Source organism: Aeromonas sp. 95A (genome assembly GCF_051919235.1).
GTDB lineage: Bacteria > Pseudomonadota > Gammaproteobacteria > Enterobacterales > Aeromonadaceae > Aeromonas > Aeromonas veronii.
This window is the reverse complement of sequence record NZ_JBQBFC010000001.1, coordinates 2115001-2136968: the sequence shown is the minus strand read 5'-3', so window position 1 is coordinate 2136968 and position 21968 is coordinate 2115001. Positions and strand designations below refer to the sequence as shown.

Here is a 21968-nt window from a genome sequence, read left to right as displayed (position 1 = left end):
CCCATGCTGCAACTGCCGCCGCTCTCTCTCTATATTCATGTGCCCTGGTGCGTCCAGAAGTGCCCTTACTGTGACTTCAACTCCCATGCCCAGAAGGGGGAGTTGCCTCACCTCGAATATGTCGCCGCCCTGCTGGAGGATCTGGATCAGGATCGGAAGTGGGCGCAGGGACGGCCGCTCTCCTCGATCTTTATCGGCGGTGGCACTCCCAGCCTGTTGACGGTGGAGGCGATGCAAACCTTGCTGGACGGGGTGCGGGCCCGCATTCCGCTCACCGCGGATTGCGAGATCACCATGGAAGCGAATCCGGGCACGGTGGAGGCGGACAAGTTCGCCGGTTTCCAGCGCGCCGGCATCAACCGTATCTCCATCGGGGTGCAGAGCTTCCAGCAGGAGAAGCTGACCCGCCTCGGCCGCATTCACGGCCCGGAAGAGGCGCGCAAGGCCGCCGCTCTGGCCCACGCCATCAAGTTGCCCACCTTCAATCTGGATCTGATGCACGGTCTGCCGGATCAGAGTCTGGATGACGCCCTTTATGACCTGCAGCAGGCTATCGACTGTGCACCACCGCACCTCTCCTGGTATCAGCTCACCATAGAGCCGAATACGGCATTTGCCTCCAAACCGCCCAAACTGCCGGAAGATGACACCCTGTGGGACATCTACGAGCAGGGCCACGCCATGCTCACCGCCAGCGGTTATCGCCAGTACGAGATCTCGGCTTATGCCAAAGAGGGCTACCAGTGCCATCACAATCTCAACTACTGGCGCTTTGGTGACTATCTGGGGATCGGCTGTGGCGCCCACGGCAAGGTGACCGATCTCGTGAATCAGCAGATCCTGCGCACCGCCAAGGTGAAGCATCCGAAAGGGTATCTGGACAAGAGTCGCCCCTATCTGGACGAGCAGTGGCAGGTGACGGCAGACGATCTGCCGCTCGAATACTTTATGAACCGCTTCCGCCTGTTTGAACCGGCCCCCAAGGCGGAGTTCGAGGCATACACAGGTCTGGAGTTGGAGCGGGTGGAGACGGTGCTCGCCATCGCCCAGAGCAAGGAGCTGATCGAGGATCTGGGGGATAGCTGGCAGCTCACTTCTCTCGGCCATCGCTATCTGAACGTATTGCTCGAACTGTTTATGGATGAGTGAGCGGTGGTTGGCGAACCTTCTTTTATTTGAGGCTGATATGTGTCATTACCTTGAGGGCAGTACACCAGTGAGTTACAGCAAAAGAGAGCGGAGATGACAAAGATAAACGGCTTTGGTTGGGCTGTATTGGGGGTGATCGCGCTAGTTGGTAGCGGTGTTGCCTATTTAGCTATGCCGACCAAGCAGCAGGTTAATATCAGCCTGCGTGGCAATAATGACGGAGTCGATCGTACTGATGCAGTTAAGCAGAGGTTTGGCCAACTGGCCCGGCTATGTCCAGCGATAACCAAGGCCAAGTCAGTGACAGTTACCTATGAGCAAGGAGAGTTCCTTCTGTGGCGTAACGAGCAGCTCGGCTGGCAAAGTGACTATTACTTTCAAGCAGTGGACCGTGGTGGCGAAAACCACCATTTCTACCTGCGCGATGATGGTAAGGACGAGCTGATTATCAACGGCAAACAGTCTAGCCTCGATTGGTGTGGCATTCAGCAGAAGATGAATGGTTACTATCTGGCTGCCTTCTAGCCCCAGTATTGTGGGCTATAACCCCAGAGATCCACAAACAATCAGGGCACCTATGGAGCCCTGATTGTTTATGGTCGGAAGGAACCCGCTCAGCAGCAGACGCGGATCATCTGCTGTTGGCCGGGCTCCCACCGCTTGCCAAATTTGGCCTTGCGCTGGTAACTCCCCTTGCCCTTCTTGTTGCGCTCGACCCGGCTGCGAAACAGGGGATCGGAGAGCAGGGCGTGCAGATGGTTATCCTTTATCTCGCCGCGCTGATGGGCATAGTGGCCCCCTTGCGCATTTTCCTCACGGGGGAGGGCGGGTTGGTCGACCCGAATTTTGGCCATGATGGCTCCTCTTCTTTTCTCTTGGTGTGTTGATACTTGTGTCTGGATGGCGGTTTTCACTGCAAGCGCCTGTGCAGGCTAGCGCCCGGCAACAGGATGCACCTGCACCGGTTAAAAACGCGGCGATTTTGTCACCAAATCGCCGCCGGAGCAATGCGTCGGGTGCACCGAGTCAGTCACACTGAGCCAGGCACGCTCAGTCAGGCATACCATGTCAGCCGTGAACAGTGTCATGCTGGTCGTGGCTATGATGCTCGTGATGGGCCGGGGCGCCAGATTCCAGCGTCTCGAGGATGGCGCAGTGCTCGGCCGAGCGCGGCCCGCCGCAGCAGATATTGGAGAGCTCGCGCAGATTGTCGCGAAAGCGGGTCAGTTCGATGATCTTCTGCTCCACCTGGGCCAGCTTGGTGTCGGCCACTGCTTTCACCTCCTGACAGGTGACTTTGGCCTTGTTGGTATCGAGGTCGAGCAGCTCGCCAATATCGGCCAGCGAGAATCCGACCGACTTGGCGCGGATAATAAACTCCAGCCGCCGCTTGTCCTGTTCGCTGTAGAGACGGTAGCCGGATTCGTTGCGGATCCCCGGTGAGATAAGCCCGTTCTTCTCGTAAAAACGCAGGGTATCTGCCTTGACCCCGCACGCCTTGGCCAGTTCACCGATCCGATACATGCTCTCTCTCCCCTTGAATGTATGCCGCCACAAAAACCGGAATCCACTATCACCCCTTTGCCCATGGATTGCCAGCCAAGGGCATAAAAGGGGCAGATAAACATCTCCTGGCGACTCTTTTTCCCATAAAACACTGAAAGTGCAAACGTTTCGAGAAAATCAAGTGGAAAACGTTTAACGCCGCGCCAAATAAGGCTTTGCTGTTTCAAAAAATCCACCACAGGTCACATTTTTTGTGTAGAATACGCGCCCATAACAGAGCGCCGCACCAAGCGGGCATTTCCTAAAACGCTTTTGCCGGATGTCGGGCGAGAGTGGTTTGCGAAATCCCCCACTTCCATTTATTTGGGGACTCTCTGTGTTGAGCCTCGCCTCCCATGGAACGGTCCCCGTTATGTTGAGGACGATAGTGTGATGGAACAAGCTCGACCCATTCGCCGTGCACTGCTGAGTGTGTCTGACAAAACTGGCATTCTGGAATTTGCCAAGGCACTCAACGAGCGTGGTGTTGCCCTGCTCTCCACGGGCGGTACCGCCAAGCTGCTTGGCGAGGCGGGTCTGCCGGTGACCGAGGTCTCCGACTACACGGGTTTCCCTGAAATGATGGATGGCCGGGTCAAGACCCTGCATCCCAAGGTTCATGGCGGCATCCTCGGCCGTCGGGATCAGGATGACGCCATCATGGCCCAGCACGCTATCTCCCCCATCGACATGGTTGTCGTCAACCTCTACCCCTTTGCTGCCACCGTGGCCAAAGCGGGCTGCACCCTGGCGGATGCGGTCGAGAACATCGACATCGGCGGCCCAACCATGGTGCGTTCTGCTGCCAAAAACCACAAAGATGTTGCTATCGTCGTCAAAGCTGCTGACTATGATCGGGTTATTCGCGAGATGGATGCCAACGGCAACAGCCTGAAACTGGCGACCCGTTTCGATCTGGCCATCGCAGCCTTCGAGCACACCGCCGCCTACGACGGCATGATCGCCAACTACTTCGGCACCATGGTTCCTTCCTACGGTGACAACAAGGAGGGTGACGAGGAGTCCCGTTTCCCGCGCACCTTCAACAGCCAGTTCATCAAGAAGCAGGACATGCGTTACGGCGAAAACAGCCATCAGGCAGCCGCCTTCTACGCCGAAGAGCATGCCGCTCCGGGTTCTGTCTCCAGCGCTACCCAGTTGCAGGGCAAGGCGCTCTCCTACAACAACATCGCCGATACCGATGCGGCGCTGGAGTGTGTTAAGGAGTTCGACGAGCCGGCCTGCGTCATCGTTAAGCATGCCAACCCCTGCGGTGTGGCCATCGGTAGCGACCTGCTGAGTGCCTACGATCGCGCCTACCAGACCGACCCCACCTCCGCCTTCGGCGGCATCATCGCCTTCAACCGTGAGCTGGATGGTGCCACTGCGGCAGCCATCGTGGCCCGCCAGTTTGTCGAAGTGATCATCGCCCCGACCGTCAGCCAAGCAGCCCGTGATGCGGTCGCCGCCAAGCAGAACGTGCGTCTGCTCGAATGCGGTCAGTGGACGGCACCGGCGCAAGGCTTTGACCTCAAGCGCGTCAACGGCGGCCTGCTGGTACAGGAGCGGGATCTCGGCATGGTGACGCTGGGTGACCTGACCGTGGTCAGCAAGCGCCAGCCGACCGAGGCCGAGCTGCAGGATCTGCTGTTCTGCTGGAAAGTGGCCAAGTTCGTCAAATCCAACGCCATTGTCTACGCCAAAGATGGCCAGACCATCGGCGTCGGTGCAGGCCAGATGAGCCGTGTTTATTCGGCCAAAATCGCCGGTATCAAGGCGGCGGACGAAGGGCTGACCGTGGCGGGCTCCGTGATGGCCTCCGATGCCTTCTTCCCGTTCCGCGACGGTATCGATGCTGCCGCTCAGGCTGGTATCTCCTGCGTGATCCAGCCGGGTGGCTCGATGCGCGATCAGGAGGTAATCGACGCCGCCGACGAGCACGGCATGTGCATGGTGTTCACCAACATGCGCCATTTCCGTCATTGATGGGTCAGGGGCTGCCGATGGCGGCCCTTTTGTTGTCTCTTTTCAACTGACTATTTCCGCTGACTGACGGCCCGGGTGGCCGTCCAGTGACCACAAATAGAAGCGAGCGATACGATGAAAGTACTGATCATTGGCAACGGTGGCCGCGAACACGCCCTGGCCTGGAAGGTCAAACACTCCCCACTGGTACGTCACGTTTTTGTGGCGCCGGGCAATGCGGGCACCCAGCTTGAGCCGGGTGTCGAGAACGTTGCCATCGACGCGACCGATATCGAAGGGCTGCTGGCCTTTGCCAAAGAGAAGCAGGTCGGCCTCACCATCGTCGGGCCGGAAGCGCCGCTGGTGAAAGGGGTGGTGGATGCCTTCCGCGCTGCCGGTCAGCCGATCTTTGGCCCGACCGCTGCCGCTGCCCAGCTGGAAGGCTCCAAGGCTTTCACCAAGGATTTCTTGGCCCGTCACGCCATTCCGACCGCCGAGTACCAGAACTTCACCGAAGTGGAGCCTGCGCTCGCCTACTTGCGCGAGAAGGGGGCCCCCATCGTCATCAAGGCCGATGGTCTGGCGGCAGGCAAGGGGGTGATTGTCGCCATGACCTTGCAGGAAGCGGAAGACGCGGTGCGCGACATGCTCTCCGGCAATGCCTTTGGCGAAGCGGGCTCCCGGGTGGTGATTGAGGAGTTTCTGGAGGGTGAAGAGGCGAGTTTCATCGTCATGGTCGATGGCGAGCACGTGCTGCCGATGGCCACCAGTCAGGATCACAAGCGGGTTGGCGACGGTGATACCGGCCTCAACACCGGCGGTATGGGGGCTTACTCCCCGGCGCCTGTGGTGACCGCCGAGGTACATCAGAAGGTGATGGAGCAGGTGATCATGCCGACCGTGCGCGGCATGGCGGCCGAGGGCAACGTCTACACCGGTTTCCTCTATGCCGGTCTGATGATCGACGGTGCAGGCAATCCCAAGGTGATCGAGTTCAACTGCCGTTTCGGCGATCCCGAGACCCAGCCCATCATGCTGCGGATGCAATCCGATCTGGTGGAGCTCTGCCTGGCCGCTTGCGCAGGCAAGCTGGATCAGAAAGAGGCCATCTATGATCCCCGCGCCGCTATCGGCGTGGTGTTGGCGGCGGGTGGCTATCCCGGCGATTACAGCACCAACCACCCCATCAGCGGCTTGCCGGTGGATGAAGTGGCGGGCGAGAAGGTGTTCCATGCCGGTACCCGCCTGGAGGGCGATACCAGCCTGACTGCTGGCGGCCGCGTGTTGTGCGCCACCGCCCTCGGCCACACTGTGGCTGAAGCCCAGCAGCGTGCCTATCAGCTCGCTGGCCGCATCAAGTGGGATGGCGTCTTCTACCGCAAGGATATCGGCTGGCGCGCCATTGCTCGCGAACAGGAGTAACTGACGCCCGCAAATGGCCAGCTGATTCAGACCCCGCTACGGCGGGGTTTTTTGTCCCTGTTTACCGCTTTCAACCATCCTCATGCTGCGCGTCACCGGCGTTCAGTCAGTTACCAAGCGCAAACAAGCGCGGCATATCTGTCACTATTTGCCACAAAAAACAGCATTTTTCACAAACGTTTCACCATGAGTCATGGCATCATGCTGGTGATGAATTCTTGTTTGGATTCATAAGTACCCCTAACAATTCGAGCATGTCGTTATATAAGGAAATCCCATGTTGAAAACCGTCCGCCCCCTGCTGCTGCCCCTGATGTTTGGCCTGATGACCCTGCCTGCCGTGGCGGGTGATCTGGAACAGCCGATGAAGAAGATTGGCTTCAACTACAAGCAGGCCGTCAAGGCTGATGATGCAGCCACCATGGAGAAGCACATCAACGAGATGAAGGCCCAGCTGGACGTGGCCAAGCAGAAGAACATGCCGGCAGCCAAGAAAGAGAAATTCCTTGAAGGGATGAATGAGGTACAGACCGAGCTGGACGCCAGCCTGGCCGCACTCAAGGCGGGTGATGAGGCAAAGGCGCGCGAACATCTGGCCAAGGTCAACGACCTGAAGAAGGAGTACCACAAATATGCCAAGCAAAAAGGGTGAGCCCTTTCGCTGGGATCCGCTGGTTCGCCTGACCCACTGGGGCTTGGCGGCGGTGTGCATCGGCAACCTCTGGGTTAACGAAGCGGGCGAGGAGTGGCACGAGTGGCTGGGTTACGGCGCCATTGGGCTGGTCTCCTTGCGTTTGCTCTGGGGGCTCACTTTTGCCCGTGGCTACGCCCGCCTTGGATCCCTCATCCCCAGTGGTGAGGATTTTCGCCAGCAAGCGCGCGAGATGCGTGAGCGGCAGCCTCCGGCACCGGGTCATCACGGTAGCGGCAAGCTGGCCGTGTGGGCACTCTGGCTGGTTGTGCTGGCCACTGCTGGCAGCGGCTGGTTTCAAAATACCGAGACGGGATTTGAACTGGGGGCTGACGAGTGGCATGAGTGGTGCGTGGTGGCGCTGCAGGGGTTGATTGGTCTGCATCTGCTGGCCATCGTCTTCACCTCCTGGCGTCAGCGCAGCAATCTGGTTACCCGGATGCTGCCAGCCATCGGGCGTCGCTCATCCATCCAGAGCGGCAGCAACGAGCAAACCTGAGGCTCAGCATTAGGCGCCTTGTCTCTGAGTGAGGCGCCTGATCCGGACCCTGCCCAGACCCGCCCATGGCGGGTCTTTTCTATGACCTCATAGAGCTATCACGGGACATTGCCCGACCACCAAATTGAAAAAGGCCGCTCATGATGAGCGGCCTTTTTCAATTTGGTGGCCCCTGGGGGACTTGAACCCACGACCAATCGATTATGAGTCGACTGCTCTGACCAACTGAGCTAAGGGGCCAAATTGTGCGTTTAGCGGCGTGGATTATAGGGGAAGAGGAAAGGGCAGTCTATAGGTATATCAACCACTTGGCGACTAATTGTCCAGGTCGATAGAGGGTGCAAAGAGGGTCATAAGGGTAAATGCCAGACAAAACAAAGCCCCGCATGGCGGGGCTTTGGCAGAGCAGTTTGACACAGGGTCAGGACTATTCGTCCAGGAAGCTGCGCAGCACTTCCGAGCGGCTCGGGTGGCGCAGTTTGCGCAGTGCCTTGGCTTCGATCTGACGAATACGCTCACGGGTAACGTCGAACTGTTTGCCCACTTCCTCTAGGGTGTGGTCAGTGTTCATGTCGATACCGAAACGCATCCGCAGTACCTTGGCTTCACGGGCGGTCAGGCCAGCCAGCACTTCGCGGGTGGCATTGCGCAGGCTTTCGCTGGTCGCCGCATCCGCTGGCAGAGCCAGGGTGGTATCTTCGATAAAGTCGCCCAAGTGGGAATCTTCATCATCACCGATGGGCGTCTCCATGGAGATAGGCTCTTTGGCGATTTTCAGTACCTTGCGGATCTTGTCTTCCGGCATGCCCATGCGCATGGCCAGCTCTTCCGGGTTCGGTTCACGACCCATCTCCTGCAGCATCTGACGGGAGATTCGGTTGAGCTTGTTGATGGTCTCGATCATGTGTACCGGGATACGGATGGTACGGGCCTGATCCGCGATGGAGCGGGTAATGGCCTGACGGATCCACCAAGTTGCATAGGTCGAGAACTTGTAGCCACGACGGTATTCAAACTTGTCTACTGCCTTCATCAGACCGATGTTGCCCTCCTGGATCAGATCCAGGAACTGCAGACCGCGGTTGGTGTACTTCTTGGCGATAGAGATAACCAGACGCAAGTTGGCCTCAACCATCTCTTTCTTCGCACGGCGGGCTTTGGCCTCACCGATGCTCATACGACGGTTGATATCCTTGATCTGGGCAATCGACAGACCGGTCTCTTCTTCAATCTGCTGCAGCTTGCCGATGGCGCGCTGGATATCCTCGCCCATTTCAACCAGACGGGGAGACCAGGCTTTGCCAGCCTGCTTCTGGTATTCAAACCAGGCAGTTTCACACTCGTTGTTGGTGAAGGCCGCGACGAAGGTTTTCTTCGGCATCTTGGCCTGCTCAACGCAGAGCTTCATGATGATACGTTCCTGCACGCGGACGCGCTCCATCATTTCACGCATGTTGTTGACCAGGCGATCGAACTGCTTGGGCATCAGGCGGAATTGACGGAATACATCGGCCAGCTGTGCGATGGCGGCCTGGGTATCTTCGTGCGCGCGACCATTCTTCTGAATGGAGAGGCGGGTCACTTCATACTGGGCACGCAGTTCGCCGAACTTCTCGCGAGCAACTTCCGGATCCGGACCACCGTCACCGTCGTCGTCAGAGCTGTCGCCATCTTCGTCTTCGTCTTCTTCGTCTTCTTCATCTTCGTCGGCCAGATCGTCTTCGCCGAGCTCGGAACCGATATGCGTGGCGGTAGGCGCCATATCTTCGGTTTCGTTCGGGTCAATAAAGCCAGAGATAATGTCAGAGAGACGCAGCTGCTCGGCTTCGTACTTGTCGTACTGTTCGAGCAGGTAAGTAATTGCTTCAGGGTACTCGGCTACGGAGCTTTGTACCTGGTTGATACCGTCTTCGATCCGCTTGGCGATGTCGATTTCGCCTTCACGGGTCAGCAGTTCGACGGTACCCATTTCCCGCATGTACATGCGGACGGGATCGGTCGTGCGACCAATCTCAGATTCAACAGATGCCAGAGCCTGGGCCGCTGCTTCGGCAGCGTCCTCATCGGCGGTACCACCTTCAGCCATGATAAGGTCATCGGCATCCGGAGCGTTTTCAACCACTTGAATGCCCATATCGTTGATCATCTGAATGATGTCTTCGATCTGGTCTGAATCGACAATGTCTTGCGGGAGGTGATCGTTCACCTCGGCATAGGTCAGGTAGCCCTGTTCTTTACCTTTGGCAACGAGGAGTTTAAGCTGAGACTGCGGGGTTTGCTCCATAGAACTCATCCGGTTGGTGTTGCTAGGTTGCGCGTACAGTGCGCTGCTGCGCAAATAGCCAATTCTAATAGAAAACCGCCAGACATGCTATGTCTGGTTGCGGCGTCGGTCATGAGAAACCCCTGCCCGCAGTATTGTCGGGGCCAGGCGGTTATAAAAATTTTGCTTTTCATCCCGTCGATTCGGGCAACGCTATCCATATTGGGACTAATCACTCAAATATCAAGCCCCACTCTCATTTCTTTTCTCAATTTGCACCTCTCTTATCAGCATCATCAGCTCTTGGGTTTCTTCGGAGCTTAGTCCTTCCTGAGCCACTTTGGCCTGCAATTCTTCGATCCGCTGTTTCAGAAACTGGTTGATGAAGCCGACAAAGGTGTCCTGCAATTCTCCCAGAATATCCGGCTCCTGATCGAGTTTGATCTCCTCGAACAGGTCGTGCATGGCCAGCTGAGCAAGGATCTCTCCCTCCTTGGTACCACGCCAGTGTTCCAGTAGGATACCGGTTGTGATACCAGGCTGTGCCAGGATCTGCTGGTGCAGTTGCAGCAGGAACTTGATGCCCTGTACGCGTAGTCCGGCCAATTCCGGCATGGGGGGAAGCTCAGCCGTTACTGCCGGATATTGCACCATCAGTGCCAGCGCACGCCGCAGTGGCGTCAGCTTGGCTGCCTTGGGTTTGTTGACCTCGGCCTTGGGCTGACTGTTGCGGGCAAAGAGCTCGGCGATGCGCTGCTTGTTCTCGCCCCAGCGCATCATGCTGGAGAGACGAGTGATCAGCCCTTCGCGGGTAAACCCTTCCGGAACGCGACGAATAAGCTCGGCGGCCTTGTTGGCCACTTCGAACTTGCCTGCCTCACCGGAGAGCGCCGCATCGCGACCGAGACGCTCGAACATGAAGTCGGCGAACGGTTGGGCTTGATCGAGCAGGGCTTCAAAACCCTCCTTGCCGATCTGGCGTACCAGCGAGTCGGGATCCTCGCCATCGGGCAGGAACACGAACTTCAGCTCGCGGCCATCCTGCAGATGAGGGAGGGCATTATCCAGCGCGCGCCAGGCGGCTTCACGACCGGCGTTGTCACCGTCGTAGCAGCAGACTACCTCGGCGGTGGTGCGAAACAGGGTGTGGATATGGTCGCTGGTCGTTGCAGTACCCAGCGCCGCCACCGCATAGTCGATGTCGTACTGACCGAGTGCCACCACATCCATGTAGCCTTCCACCACCAGGATCCGGCGTGGATCCTTGTGTGCCTGCTTCACCTCGTAGAGACCGAACAGCTCCCGCCCTTTATGGAAGATGGGGGTCTCCGGCGAGTTCAGGTATTTGGGAGTGCCATCACCCAGCACCCGGCCACCGAAACCGATGACCCGGCCACGCTTGTCACGGATCGGGAACATGATGCGATCGCGGAAACGATCATAACTCCCCGGGCCATTGTCACGGGTGATCAGCATGCCGCCCGAGATAAGCAACTGCTCGTGATCCCGGCTGGTACCAAAGCGGCGGCGCACCTGATCCCAATCGCTGGGTGCATAGCCAATGTTGAATCGTTTGACCACTTCACCGGTCAGGCCGCGGCCTTTGAGGTACTCCACCGCATGAGGAGCACTCTTGAGGTTGCTCTCGTAGAAGCGGGCAATCTGGTTCATCAGCTCGAACAGATCCTTGCTGACGGCGGGCTGGCTATTGGCCGAGCCGCCGATGCTCTGCTCGCGAGGCACCTGCATGCCCTGCATGCTGGCGAGCTCTTCGATGGCATCGGGAAATTCGAGACCGTCGTACTCCATGACAAAGCCGATGGCGTTGCCGTGGGCGCCACAACCGAAACAGTGGTAGAACTGCTTCTCCTGGCTGACGGTAAAAGAGGGGCTTTTTTCGTTATGAAAAGGGCAGCAAGCCTGGTAGTTCTTACCGGCTTTTTTCAGCCGCACTCGCGAGTCGATCAGCTCGACTATGTCTGTGCGTACGAGCAGATCGTCGATAAAGGATTGGGGGATCCTGCCTGCCATAACCGTCCTGTTTCATTGCGGAGAAAATAAAAAAGCCGCGCATTCCAAGGGAAGCACGGCTTCTTCGACCAAACAAGAGAGTTGCCTGTTACGCCAAGCGGGTTTTCACCTGAGCACTGACGGCGCCGACATCGGCACGCCCCTGAATTTTCGGCTTCAAGACAGCCATGACCTTGCCCATATCAGCCATGACGGCAGCACCACTTTCAGTGATGGCTTGCTCGATCAGGGCAGCAATTTCATCTGCGGTCAGCTGTTGCGGCAGGAATTCCTGCAACACAACGATCTCGGCGGACTCTTTGTCGGCGAGATCCTGGCGACCGGCAGCTTCAAATTGGCTGATGGAATCGCGGCGCTGTTTGACCATTTTGGTCACGACAGCGAGGATATCCTCATCATTCAGCTCGATACGGGTATCGACTTCACGTTGCTTGATTTCTGCCATCAACAAGCGGATCGCTCCCAGACGTGCCTTATCTTTGGCAAGCATGGCGAGTTTTTGCTGATCCTTGAGTTGATCCTTCAGAGACACGGCAATATCTCCCGATTAGTACAGGCGGATACGACGTGCGTTTTCGCGAGACAGCTTCTTGGCGTGGCGCTTGACAGCAGACGCTTTGGCGCGCTTACGAATGGTAGTCGGCTTCTCGTAGAACTCACGGCTACGAACTTCGGACAGGATACCGGCTTTTTCGCAAGAACGCTTGAAACGACGCAGAGCAACGTCAAACGGCTCATTTTCACGGACTTTGATTACTGGCATGTGCCTTTCACCTCAGTGATAAATTGTTAGCTGACCTTCAATCGATCAGCATGTCTTAAAATGGTGCGAAATTATACTCTGGACAGGGAATGAAAGTAAACCCGCAGAGATCGCTCTGGTTTAAAAAACCCGCGAAGGTTACCATAGCCGTCTCATTTTAGCAGTGAAATTTTTTAGCAATGCGTGTATTGGGCATAGAGACATCCTGTGACGAAACCGGGATCGCGATCTTCGACGATCAAAAAGGGATCCTTTCCCATCAGTTATACAGCCAGGTCAAGCTGCATGCGGACTACGGTGGCGTCGTCCCCGAACTCGCCAGCCGGGATCATGTTCGCAAGACGATCCCGTTGATCCAGGCCGCATTGCAAGAGGCGGGACTGGGTAAAGATGACATCGACGGCATCGCGTATACCGCGGGTCCGGGTCTGGTTGGCGCCATTCTGGTGGGAGCCACTATTGGTCGTTCGCTGGCGATGGCATGGAACAAGCCTGCTATCGCCGTCCACCATATGGAAGGCCACCTGCTGGCCCCCATGCTGGAAGAGAAGGCCCCCGAGTTCCCCTTCGTAGCGCTGCTGGTCTCCGGTGGTCACTCCATGCTGGTACGGGTTGATGGCATCGGCAGTTATCAGCTGTTGGGCGAATCCATCGACGATGCCGCTGGCGAAGCGTTCGACAAGACCGCCAAGCTGATGGGGCTGGACTATCCGGGTGGCCCGCTGCTTTCCCGTCTGGCCGAGAAGGGCACCACCGGGCGCTTCCACTTCCCCCGTCCCATGACAGATCGTCCCGGGCTCGACATGAGCTTCTCTGGCCTCAAGACCTTCACCGCCAACACCATCGCCGCCAATGGTGATGATGAGCAGACCCGTGCCGATATCGCTCGGGCGTTTGAAGATGCGGTGGTCGATACCCTGGCCATCAAGTGCCGTCGTGCTTTGAAAGAGACCGGTCTTAAGCGCCTGGTGGTCGCCGGTGGCGTCAGTGCCAACCGTCATCTGCGTGCCCAGCTGGCGGAGCTGATGGAGAGCCTCAAGGGCGAGGTGTTCTATCCGCGCACTGAATATTGCACCGATAACGGCGCCATGATTGCCTATGCCGGTATGCAGCGCCTGAAAGCGGGCGTGTTTGAGCCGCTGGCGGTCAAAGCCGTGCCGCGCTGGCCGCTGGATACCCTGGATCCGGTCTGATCCGACGGATCCCGCCTTCTGGCGTGGTGGTGAGTACCATGGTGGCCTATCGCTCCTGCAATCCGGCAGCGGTGGTTATAGCGCCGCTGGCACGCTGTTGTGGTGTCTGCTGTCGCCGTGGTTGAGCCATCCGGATAAGACGTCAGGTCTCTTGCTGCCAGACAGCCAAGCACAGAGTAAAGAGATAAAAAAATCCCCGCCAACTGGCGGGGATTTTTATTTGGCGATCGGCAGGCGATGAATTACAGCAAGATGCCGCCGAAGAAGAAGCCCAGCGCCACGGCGATGGCGATGGTGGCGGTGCCCGGTACGAAGAAGGGGTGGTTGAAGACCGCCTTACCGATACGGGTGGAGCCGGTGTCGTCCATCTCTACCGCAGCCAGCAGGGTCGGGTAGGTCGGCAGTACAAACAGGGCGCTCACGGCTGCGAAAGAGGCAATCGCAGTCAGCGGGCTGACACCCAGTGCCAGTGCGGCCGGCATCAACGCTTTCGTGGTGGCACCTTGTGAATAGAGCAGCATGGCGGCGAAGAACAGCACCACGGCCAGCAGCCAGGAGTACTGGTTCAGCAGGTCGCCAGCGATCAGCTGGATGGTGTCCATGTTGCCTTTTACGAAGACGTTACCCAGCCAGGCCACACCCAGTACGCAGATACAGGCAGACATACCGGACTTGAAGGTCGGCATGTTGGTCACTTGAGTGGCGTCCAGTTTGCACACCAGAGTCATGATGGTGGCCGCGGCCAGCATGATGCCCATGATGGCGCCGTCACGGGGGATCGGCGGGTTGGTGATCAGACCCACTTTACCGGAGATGGCAGTGGCATAAGCCATGACAGCAACGATGGCGGCGATGAAGATCCAGACAGACAGTTTGGCGTACGGTTTGATCTCGAGCTTGGTAGTACCACGCAGTTTGATCAGGCCCTTGGCTTTACGCTCCAGATAGACTTCGTCCTGCTCCAGCGGCTTGCCCATCATGTTGGCAATGAAGGCGCCCAGGATACAGGCCAGGAAGGTAGAGGGGATACAGATGGCCAGCAGGGTCAGGTAGTCAACACCAAACGGCTCGAGCATGCCGGAGAAGGCAACCACAGCGGCAGAGATCGGGGAAGCTGTGATGGCGATCTGGGAGGCGACAACCGCGATGGAGAGCGGACGGGATGGGCGGATCCCTTGCTCTTTGGCCACTTCAGCGATCACCGGCAGGGTGGAGAAGGCGGTATGACCGGTACCGGCCAGCATGGTCATCAGGTAGGTGACCACCGGGGCGGCGAAGGTGATGTATTTGGGGTTCTTGCGCAGCGCTTTTTCTGCCAGGAAGACCAGGTAGTCCATCCCGCCAGCCAGTTGCATACAGGCGATGGCACAGATGACGGATGCGATGATCATGATCACATCCCAAGGGATGTAACTGACCAGTTGATCGCTCGGGATGGGCATGCCCAGACCCCACGTCAAGACCAGTACCCCCAGACCACCGGCAAAGCCGATGCCGATGCTGCCTATCCGGGCCCCCAGATAGATAGCGGCGAGCACGACAAGTAACTCGATTCCAATCATAGCGATAACTCCATTTTTTAGTTTTTGGTTTTTATTTGGCAAAAAGCCAATTCCCGATCGGGCTGGGGATAAAGACCAATCGGGAACTGACTTTATGGGCCGGGAAGATCCCGGCCCACACTCGCTTATACGGCAGCTTCGCGGGTGAAACGCTTGGCTTTGTATTGCGGGTTCATCAGGTTCTCGATGGAGAGAATTTCGTCCAGCTGCTCGGCGCTCAGCAGACCGCGCTCAAGAACGACTTCACGGACGTTCTTGCCGGTCTGGGCACAGATCTTGCCGACGATATCCCCTTCGTGGTGGCCGATGAAGGGGTTCAGGTAGGTCACGATACCGATGGAGTTCAGCACGTGATTCATGCAGATTTCCGGGTTGGCGGTGATACCTTCCACGCACTTCTCGCGCAGGGAAATACAGGCTTTTTCCATCAGGCTCAGGGATTCGAACATCGCCTGACCAATAACCGGCTCCATGACGTTCAGCTGCAGCTGACCGGCTTCGGCGGCGAAGGTGATGGTGATGTCGTTACCGAATACCTTGAAGCAGGATTGGTTGACCACTTCCGGGATAACCGGGTTGACCTTGGCCGGCATGATGGAAGAACCCGCCTGCATTTCTGGCAGGTTGATCTCTTTCAGTGCAGTGCGCGGGCCGGAGGAGAGCAGACGCAGGTCGTTACAGATCTTGGACAGCTTCATGGCCAGACGCTTGATGGCGCCGTGCAGCATGACGTAGGCGCCACAGTCGGAGGTCGCTTCGATCAGATCTTCTGCCGGCACATAGGCACGACCGGTGATCTCGGCCAGACGCTTGATGGCCAGTGCAGAGTACTCGGGCGGAGTGTTCAGACCGGTACCGATGGCGGTCGCGCCCAGGTTCACTTCCAGCAGCAGCTCCTGGCAACGCTTGATGGATTTGATCTCTTCACGCAGGGTCACGGCGAATGCGTGGAACTCCTGACCCAGGGTCATCGGAACCGCATCTTGCAGCTGGGTACGGCCCATCTTCAGGATGTTTTTGAACTCTTTCGCTTTGGCATCGAATGCCGCGATCAGGTGCTCCAGCGCGTGCAGAGTCACGTCAGTGCTGTTGACCACAGCAACGCGGAAACCGGTCGGGTAGGCATCGTTGGTGGACTGGCACTTGTTGACGTGGTCGTTCGGGTTGATGACGTCGTAGCGGCCTTTCTCCAGACCCATGATTTCCAAGGCGATGTTGGCCAGTACTTCGTTGGTGTTCATGTTGACGGAGGTGCCGGCACCACCCTGGTAAACGTCGACCGGGAACTGGTCGAAGCATTTGCCGGTGTTCAGCATCAGGTCGCAGGCTTCTACGATCTTGTCAGCAATTTCAGGACGGATGGTACCCAGTTCACCGTTTGCCAGCGCAGCGGCCTTCTTGGTCAGCACCATACCGCGGACGAATTCCGGAACGTCAGAAATCTTCTGAGAGCTGATCTTGAAGTTCTCGACAGCGCGCAGGGTGTGCACACCGTAGTAGAGATCATTGGAAACTTCTTTGGTGCCCAGCAGGTCTTCTTCAATGCGGACGTTCTTGATGTCGCTCATTGTAATGCCTCAGAAATCAGATAAATGGAAAAATCCTCACCGAGTGGTCGCGAGTTCCTTGCGCACAGCTCATCCTGAAGCACCACACATCGAGTGGGGCGGTTGGGAGAATGACCTCCCGAAAAACTAATCAATATACTACTCCAATTGAGGTATCGGTTATTAGAGGTGGATCACTAAATTTGCGACATTTTCAAATTACTTTGAGGAAAGTACACATATGTTATGAAGTTTTTATCATGATGATTTTTATAAGTTTTTGTGACTTTTTGCTGATTTTTTAGATTGCTGATGACGTAGGAGTCAGTTGACCAACTTGAAAAGAGGGGGGCTGCCCCCATTTATTCAGGGCAGAAAGTGGTGATGATGGGGTGGCAAAATCGTCTCTGACCATCGTTGGATGGGCGCCACTTTTTCTCAATTTACCGGTGCTGGAGTGGATATGGGCAAGTTGTTTTTGTTGTTGGTGGGTCTGGTTGTGCTGGAACTCACCGTGATGATCGAGGTCGGCTCGGTAATCGGGGCGCTGCCGACAGTCGGCTTGCTCATACTGACTGCGGTATTGGGCTCCTCGCTGGTACGCAGTGAAGGGATCAAGACCCTGTTCAGCGCCCAGCAAAAGATGAAGATGGGCGAGATGCCGGGCCGCGAGGTGATGGGAGGCATGATGCTGGCGTTGGCCGGTTTGCTGCTTATTATCCCGGGTTTCGTGACCGACATTTTCGGTGTGCTGTTGCTCCAACCCTGGCTGCGCAACAAACTGGCTGACAAGCTGATCGGCAGCAGCCAGTTCCGGATGCAGATGGGTGGCTTCCAGCGTACTCAATCGCCGTTTGGCAACGCACCGTCCGATGATCATCTGGGGAACGCCAAGCAGGGCGGCACCACCATCGAAGGCGAATTTGAGCGCAAAGAGTAATCGACGAGACGAAAACCCGAGGCGAGTGACTGAATCAGGGTTTGCCCTGATGGCACAAGGCCTCGAAGCGGTGTCGGGCATACCACCATGCGAGGGTGCCCGCCGCCAGATTGGCCAGCAGTATCCCTAGATAGATCCCTTGTTCTCCTCCCAGCTTTGCCCCCAGCCAGGCTCCTGGCAACAGAAAACCAAACAGCCGCAATCCGTTGAACAAAAACGAGATACTGGATGCTCTCACGCCATTAAGTGCCGAGGCCAACAGCATCACCATGCCCTGAAAGCCGTAACCGATCGGCACCAGATGCAGATAGAGAATGATGAGGCGAATGACCTGCGGATGATCGCTGAACAGGTTGGCGATGAGTGGCGCCAGTAGCCAGGTCAGGCCATAGATGGCGAGCTGGAACAGCAACGCAAACCTCATGCAGCTTTGCAGCGCAGCCTTGGCGCGGGCCGGATTGCCAGCGCCGCAGTTTTGCGAGATGAAAGGGGCCAGTACGGAGGCGAGGGCCATCATCACAATCAGCAACAGCGCCTCGACCCGCGACGCGGCGCCGTAAGCGGCCACCACCTCGGTACCCAGTCCTGCAAAGATCGTCATCAGCACCGCATTGGCCAGGGGGTTGAGCATATTGGTAAAAGAGGCGGGGACGGCGACATGGAGTAACGCCCGCCAGTGGTATAGCAACCGAGTCCGCGGCGAGAGGTGCCACAGCAGCAAGCCCTCCCGATGACGCAGGATATAGAGGCTGACCAGCATCGCCATCAACCAGGAGATAGAGGTGGCGATGGCTGCCCCGCGAATCCCCCATTCTGGAAAGGGGCCGATGCCGAAGATCAACAGAGGATCCAGCACCCCGTTGACCAACCCGGCTACGGCCATCACCAGACTGGGGGTTTTGGTATCGCCTGTCGCCCGTATGGCGGCATTGCCCACCATGGGCAGCACCAGCATGGGGACGGTGAGATACCAGATCAGCATGTAGTCATGGATGAGAGAGATAAGCTCGGCACTGGCCCCCAACAGGGTAAACAGGGGTTTGATGGTGAGAGCGCCCCCCGCGGAGAGCAGGGCTACCATGATCACCGCCAGAAACAGGCTGTCGGTGGCGAGATGGGCCGCCTCATCGTGTTTGCCCTGCCCCAGGGTATGACCGATCACCGCTGACAATCCGGCGCCCAATCCCATCGCCAGCGAGGTAACCACAAAAGTGACAGGAAAGGTAAAACTGATGGCAGCCAGAGCTTCGGTTCCCAGCATACCGATAAAAAAGGTATCGACCAGATTGAAGGCCAGAATGGCGATGATGCCGAAGATCATGGGGCCCGTCATCTGGCGCAGTACGACCGGAATAGGGGCTGTCAGCATGGGGTTGGTGCGGGTCAAGGGCTCGTCTCTACAGCTGGCTTTGAAGGTTCTGGCATGGAAACCGGGCGGCTTGAACCGACCTTGCTCCAGAGTGCGGACATGGCTGAACCATCGAAGATGTTTATAGTACGTGAAAAAATTTTTTTTGTATTTGCCCTTGAAGGGTTAGCAACTCTGCCCCACATCAGGGACATATCTAATTTGGCCTGGAACGGCCATTCCTCAAAGCAACAATGAGACTCATTTTGGGAGAGTTATCGATGAAAATTCGTCCACTGCACGACCGCGTCATCATCAAGCGCATCGAAGCTGAAGCCAAATCTGCCGGCGGTATCGTCTTGACTGGTACTGCGGCCCAGAAGTCCACCCGTGGTGAAGTGCTTGCCGTGGGGACTGGTCGCATCCTGGATAATGGCGAAGTCAAAGCGCTGGCCGTGAAGGTTGGTGACAAGGTTATCTTCAACGAAGGCTACGGTGTTAAGACCGAGAAGCTGGATGGTCAGGACGTCCTGATCCTCTCCGAAACCGACATCCTGGCGATTGTCGAAGAGTAATCCATCCTCCTTTTCCCCGAATTGATTTAAGGATTGAAGAAAAATGGCAGCTAAAGACGTTAAGTTTGGTAACGAAGCCCGCATCAAAATGCTGGAAGGCGTAAACATCCTGGCTGATGCCGTCAAGGTGACTCTGGGCCCGAAAGGCCGCAACGTGGTGCTGGACAAGTCCTTCGGCGCCCCGACCATCACTAAAGATGGTGTGTCTGTTGCGCGCGAAATCGAGCTGGAAGACAAGTTCCAGAACATGGGCGCCCAGATGGTCAAGGAAGTGGCTTCCAAGGCGAACGATGCCGCCGGTGACGGTACCACTACTGCAACCGTTCTGGCTCAGGCTATCGTCAACGAAGGTCTGAAAGCCGTTGCCGCCGGTATGAACCCGATGGATCTGAAGCGCGGTATCGACAAGGCCGTTGTGGCTGCTGTTGCCGAGCTGCAAGCACTGTCCCAGCCGTGCGCCGACAGCAATGCCATCGCTCAGGTGGGCACCATCTCCGCAAACTCCGACGAGAAAGTGGGCAAGCTGATTGCTGAAGCCATGGACAAAGTGGGTCGCGATGGCGTCATCACCGTTGAAGATGGTCAGGGTCTGGAAGATGAGCTGGCAGTTGTTGAAGGTATGCAGTTCGACCGCGGCTACCTGTCCCCCTACTTCATCAACAAGCAAGAGACCGGTTCTGTTGAACTGGACGACCCGTTCATCCTGCTGGTTGACAAGAAAGTCTCCAACATCCGCGAAATGCTGCCGGTGCTGGAAGGCGTTGCCAAAGCTGGCAAGCCGCTGCTGATTGTTGCTGAAGACGTAGAAGGCGAAGCCCTGGCGACTCTGGTGGTTAACACCATGCGCGGTATCGTGAAAGTGGCTGCCGTCAAGGCGCCTGGCTTCGGTGACCGTCGCAAGGCCATGCTGCAGGATATCGCCGTACTGACTGGCGGTACCGTCATCTCTGAAGAAGTTGGCATGGAGCTGGAAAAAGCGACTCTGGAAGATCTGGGTCGTGCCAAGCGCATCGTCATCACCAAAGAGAACACCACCATCATCGATGGCGTGGGCGATGCCGGTGTGATCGAAGGCCGTGTTGCCCAGATCCGTCAGCAGATCGAAGAGACCTCTTCCGACTACGATCGTGAGAAGCTGCAAGAGCGCGTAGCCAAGCTGGCTGGCGGTGTTGCCGTGATCAAGGTTGGCGCAGCCACCGAAGTCGAGATGAAAGAGAAGAAAGCACGCGTTGAAGATGCCCTGCACGCTACCCGCGCCGCGGTTGAAGAAGGTGTGGTTGCCGGTGGTGGTGTTGCGTTGGTTCGCGTTGCAGCCAAACTGGCTGGTCTGCGTGGTGACAACGAAGACCAGAACGTCGGTATCAAGGTTGCCCTGCGCGCCATGGAAGCCCCGCTGCGTCAAATCGTCATCAACGCCGGTGAAGAAGCCTCCGTCATTGCCAACGCAGTGAAGAACGGCGAAGGCAACTTCGGTTACAACGCTTACAGCGAACAGTATGGCGACATGCTGGCCATGGGCATCCTGGATCCGACCAAGGTAACCCGTTCCGCCCTGCAGTTTGCCTCTTCCATCGCCGGTCTGATGATCACCACCGAGTGCATGGTCACCGAACTGCCGAAGAAAGATACCCCTGCCATGCCTGACATGGGCGGCATGGGTGGCATGGGCATGATGTAATCATCCCCCCTTGCTCTGTTTGACAAACGGCTCGCTCAAGGCGAGCCGTTTTTTTATATCTGGCTAAACTGAGTCTGTTGAGACAGCAAATCTGGGGGCGATATGAAAATGTTTGGTTGGCTGACACTACTGTGTTCATTGGTCATCATGCCGGTGATGGCTGCTGAGGCACTGACTGGGCCGGTGATCCTGAAAGTGGGTGGTAACATCAGGTCGGCAGATGAAGTTGATGGCAAGGTGTTGTTTGATCTGGCCAAACTGCAGGCTCTGCCGCAACATGAGATAGTGACCGGCAACCCGTGGGTAGATAAGCCGCACACCTACAGAGGCCCAAAATTGGCCGATGTATTGACTGCAGTCGGTGCGGATGGCAAGACCATTACGTTGACGGCACTGAACAGCTTCCAGATCCGCATTGAATGGGACAAGGTTGCCAAATACGAGCCCATTCTCGCATGGGAAGACAATGGTGCTGTCATGCGGGTACGTGACAAGGGGCCGGTCTGGTTTATGCTGCCTCTTGATCAATATCCGGAATTGAAGCGATCCGAATATACCGACATGATGATCTGGCAGCTGGATTTGATAGACATTCAGCACTGATAAAAACAGCACGGGAGCATGGGGTGAAAGGAAAGACTAGGGCGTGGCCACTGCTCGTCATTCTGTATGTATCCATCCTGTTGTTTACCGGGAGCACCCTCTATTGCCTGATGCAGATTCAGAATGCGACCAGAGCGATGGAGAAATACACCTATGATGTCTCCTGGGCGCTGATGCAGTTGCAGCTGGAGCTC

Annotated in this window: 21 protein-coding genes and 1 tRNA gene (1 of these 22 running past the window's edge); 12 read left to right on the top strand and 10 right to left on the bottom strand. The window is 57.1% G+C overall.

The window, feature by feature from the left end:
- Positions 1 to 3 precede the first annotated feature (3 nt).
- Both hemW and ACTG2U_RS09495 read left to right on the top strand, forming a co-directional pair.
- The gene (hemW, locus tag ACTG2U_RS09500) at positions 4 to 1149 is read left to right on the top strand and encodes a radical SAM family heme chaperone HemW (protein ID WP_439974397.1); all 1146 of its coding nucleotides are present in this window, start codon (positions 4 to 6) and stop codon (positions 1147 to 1149) included.
- Positions 1150 to 1242: 93 nt separating this feature from the next.
- The gene (locus ACTG2U_RS09495; RefSeq protein WP_139410266.1) at positions 1243 to 1674 is read left to right on the top strand and encodes a hypothetical protein; all 432 of its coding nucleotides are present in this window, start codon (positions 1243 to 1245) and stop codon (positions 1672 to 1674) included.
- Positions 1675 to 1763: 89 nt separating this feature from the next.
- On the opposite strand, the gene ACTG2U_RS09490 is transcribed toward ACTG2U_RS09495, so the two are convergent.
- Both ACTG2U_RS09490 and zntR read right to left on the bottom strand, forming a co-directional pair.
- Entirely contained in the window at positions 1764 to 2003 is a 240-nt protein-coding gene (locus tag ACTG2U_RS09490) for an alternative ribosome-rescue factor A (protein WP_100654533.1), read from the bottom strand.
- A 214-nt stretch (positions 2004 to 2217) separates the two neighbouring features.
- Entirely contained in the window at positions 2218 to 2673 is a 456-nt protein-coding gene (gene zntR / locus ACTG2U_RS09485; protein WP_005340544.1) for a Zn(2+)-responsive transcriptional regulator, read from the bottom strand.
- Positions 2674 to 3087: 414 nt separating this feature from the next.
- Here zntR and purH point away from each other — a divergent pair, with 414 nt between their 5' ends.
- The 4 genes from purH to ACTG2U_RS09465 all read left to right on the top strand — a co-directional run bounded on the left by purH (position 3088) and on the right by ACTG2U_RS09465 (position 7271).
- Positions 3088 to 4680 carry a bifunctional phosphoribosylaminoimidazolecarboxamide formyltransferase/IMP cyclohydrolase gene (purH, locus tag ACTG2U_RS09480; protein WP_368173935.1) on the top strand — a complete coding sequence of 531 codons (1593 nt, stop codon included), beginning with the start codon at positions 3088 to 3090 and terminating at the stop codon, positions 4678 to 4680.
- Positions 4681 to 4794: 114 nt separating this feature from the next.
- The gene (gene purD / locus ACTG2U_RS09475; RefSeq protein WP_439974396.1) at positions 4795 to 6081 is read left to right on the top strand and encodes a phosphoribosylamine--glycine ligase; all 1287 of its coding nucleotides are present in this window, start codon (positions 4795 to 4797) and stop codon (positions 6079 to 6081) included.
- A 277-nt stretch (positions 6082 to 6358) separates the two neighbouring features.
- Positions 6359 to 6733 (top strand): cytochrome b562, encoded by a 375-nt coding sequence (locus tag ACTG2U_RS09470; RefSeq protein ID WP_005349056.1) that lies wholly within the window; start codon positions 6359 to 6361, stop codon positions 6731 to 6733.
- On the top strand, positions 6714 to 7271 hold the full coding sequence (locus tag ACTG2U_RS09465) for a cytochrome b/b6 domain-containing protein (RefSeq protein WP_439845836.1): 558 nt from the start codon (positions 6714 to 6716) through the stop codon (positions 7269 to 7271). Before ACTG2U_RS09470 ends, ACTG2U_RS09465 begins: the two co-directional genes overlap by 20 nt.
- Positions 7272 to 7434: 163 nt before the next feature.
- Here the strand turns inward: ACTG2U_RS09465 and ACTG2U_RS09460 are convergent.
- From ACTG2U_RS09460 to rpsU, 5 genes are all read right to left on the bottom strand, one after another.
- A tRNA-Ile gene (locus ACTG2U_RS09460) sits at positions 7435 to 7511 on the bottom strand.
- 187 nt (positions 7512 to 7698) lie between these two features.
- Positions 7699 to 9594, bottom strand: a complete 1896-nt coding sequence (gene rpoD, locus ACTG2U_RS09455) for an RNA polymerase sigma factor RpoD (RefSeq protein ID WP_439975118.1) — start codon at positions 9592 to 9594, stop codon at positions 7699 to 7701.
- Between the two features lie 183 nt (positions 9595 to 9777).
- On the bottom strand, positions 9778 to 11565 hold the full coding sequence (gene dnaG / locus ACTG2U_RS09450) for a DNA primase (RefSeq protein WP_021229053.1): 1788 nt from the start codon (positions 11563 to 11565) through the stop codon (positions 9778 to 9780).
- Between the two features lie 88 nt (positions 11566 to 11653).
- Positions 11654 to 12097, bottom strand: coding sequence for a GatB/YqeY domain-containing protein (locus tag ACTG2U_RS09445; protein ID WP_005349081.1), 444 nt, complete (start codon positions 12095 to 12097; stop codon positions 11654 to 11656).
- Between the two features lie 15 nt (positions 12098 to 12112).
- Positions 12113 to 12328 (bottom strand): 30S ribosomal protein S21, encoded by a 216-nt coding sequence (gene rpsU / locus ACTG2U_RS09440; protein ID WP_005309452.1) that lies wholly within the window; start codon positions 12326 to 12328, stop codon positions 12113 to 12115.
- Positions 12329 to 12507: 179 nt separating this feature from the next.
- Here rpsU and tsaD point away from each other — a divergent pair, with 179 nt between their 5' ends.
- Positions 12508 to 13521 carry a tRNA (adenosine(37)-N6)-threonylcarbamoyltransferase complex transferase subunit TsaD gene (tsaD, locus tag ACTG2U_RS09435; protein WP_005349085.1) on the top strand — a complete coding sequence of 338 codons (1014 nt, stop codon included), beginning with the start codon at positions 12508 to 12510 and terminating at the stop codon, positions 13519 to 13521.
- A gap of 242 nt (positions 13522 to 13763) precedes the next feature.
- Here tsaD and ACTG2U_RS09430 read toward each other — a convergent pair whose 3' ends face one another.
- A complete protein-coding gene (locus tag ACTG2U_RS09430; protein WP_021229055.1) occupies positions 13764 to 15083 on the bottom strand; it encodes an anaerobic C4-dicarboxylate transporter in 1320 nt (439 codons plus the stop codon).
- A 125-nt stretch (positions 15084 to 15208) separates the two neighbouring features.
- Positions 15209 to 16651, bottom strand: coding sequence for an aspartate ammonia-lyase (aspA, locus tag ACTG2U_RS09425; RefSeq protein ID WP_005340569.1), 1443 nt, complete (start codon positions 16649 to 16651; stop codon positions 15209 to 15211).
- A gap of 442 nt (positions 16652 to 17093) precedes the next feature.
- On the opposite strand from aspA, the gene ACTG2U_RS09420 reads away from it, so the two are divergent.
- The gene (locus ACTG2U_RS09420) at positions 17094 to 17570 is read left to right on the top strand and encodes an FxsA family protein (protein ID WP_439974395.1); all 477 of its coding nucleotides are present in this window, start codon (positions 17094 to 17096) and stop codon (positions 17568 to 17570) included.
- Between the two features lie 34 nt (positions 17571 to 17604).
- Here ACTG2U_RS09420 and ACTG2U_RS09415 read toward each other — a convergent pair whose 3' ends face one another.
- Entirely contained in the window at positions 17605 to 18939 is a 1335-nt protein-coding gene (locus tag ACTG2U_RS09415; RefSeq protein ID WP_429011841.1) for an MATE family efflux transporter, read from the bottom strand.
- A gap of 260 nt (positions 18940 to 19199) precedes the next feature.
- Here ACTG2U_RS09415 and ACTG2U_RS09410 point away from each other — a divergent pair, with 260 nt between their 5' ends.
- The 4 genes from ACTG2U_RS09410 to ACTG2U_RS09395 all read left to right on the top strand — a co-directional run.
- Positions 19200 to 19493, top strand: coding sequence for a co-chaperone GroES (locus tag ACTG2U_RS09410; RefSeq protein WP_005340573.1), 294 nt, complete (start codon positions 19200 to 19202; stop codon positions 19491 to 19493).
- Between the two features lie 43 nt (positions 19494 to 19536).
- Positions 19537 to 21171 (top strand): chaperonin GroEL, encoded by a 1635-nt coding sequence (gene groL, locus ACTG2U_RS09405; RefSeq protein ID WP_005340575.1) that lies wholly within the window; start codon positions 19537 to 19539, stop codon positions 21169 to 21171.
- A gap of 102 nt (positions 21172 to 21273) precedes the next feature.
- Complete coding sequence (locus tag ACTG2U_RS09400) at positions 21274 to 21774, top strand: molybdopterin-binding oxidoreductase (RefSeq protein ID WP_005358155.1); 501 nt, start codon at positions 21274 to 21276, stop codon at positions 21772 to 21774.
- Between the two features lie 23 nt (positions 21775 to 21797).
- Positions 21798 to 21968: the 5' portion of a putative bifunctional diguanylate cyclase/phosphodiesterase gene (locus tag ACTG2U_RS09395; RefSeq protein ID WP_005358159.1), read on the top strand. Its footprint extends 1761 nt past the window's final position; the window shows 171 of its 1932 coding nt (coding positions 1–171); its start codon is at positions 21798 to 21800; its stop codon lies beyond the right edge, outside the window.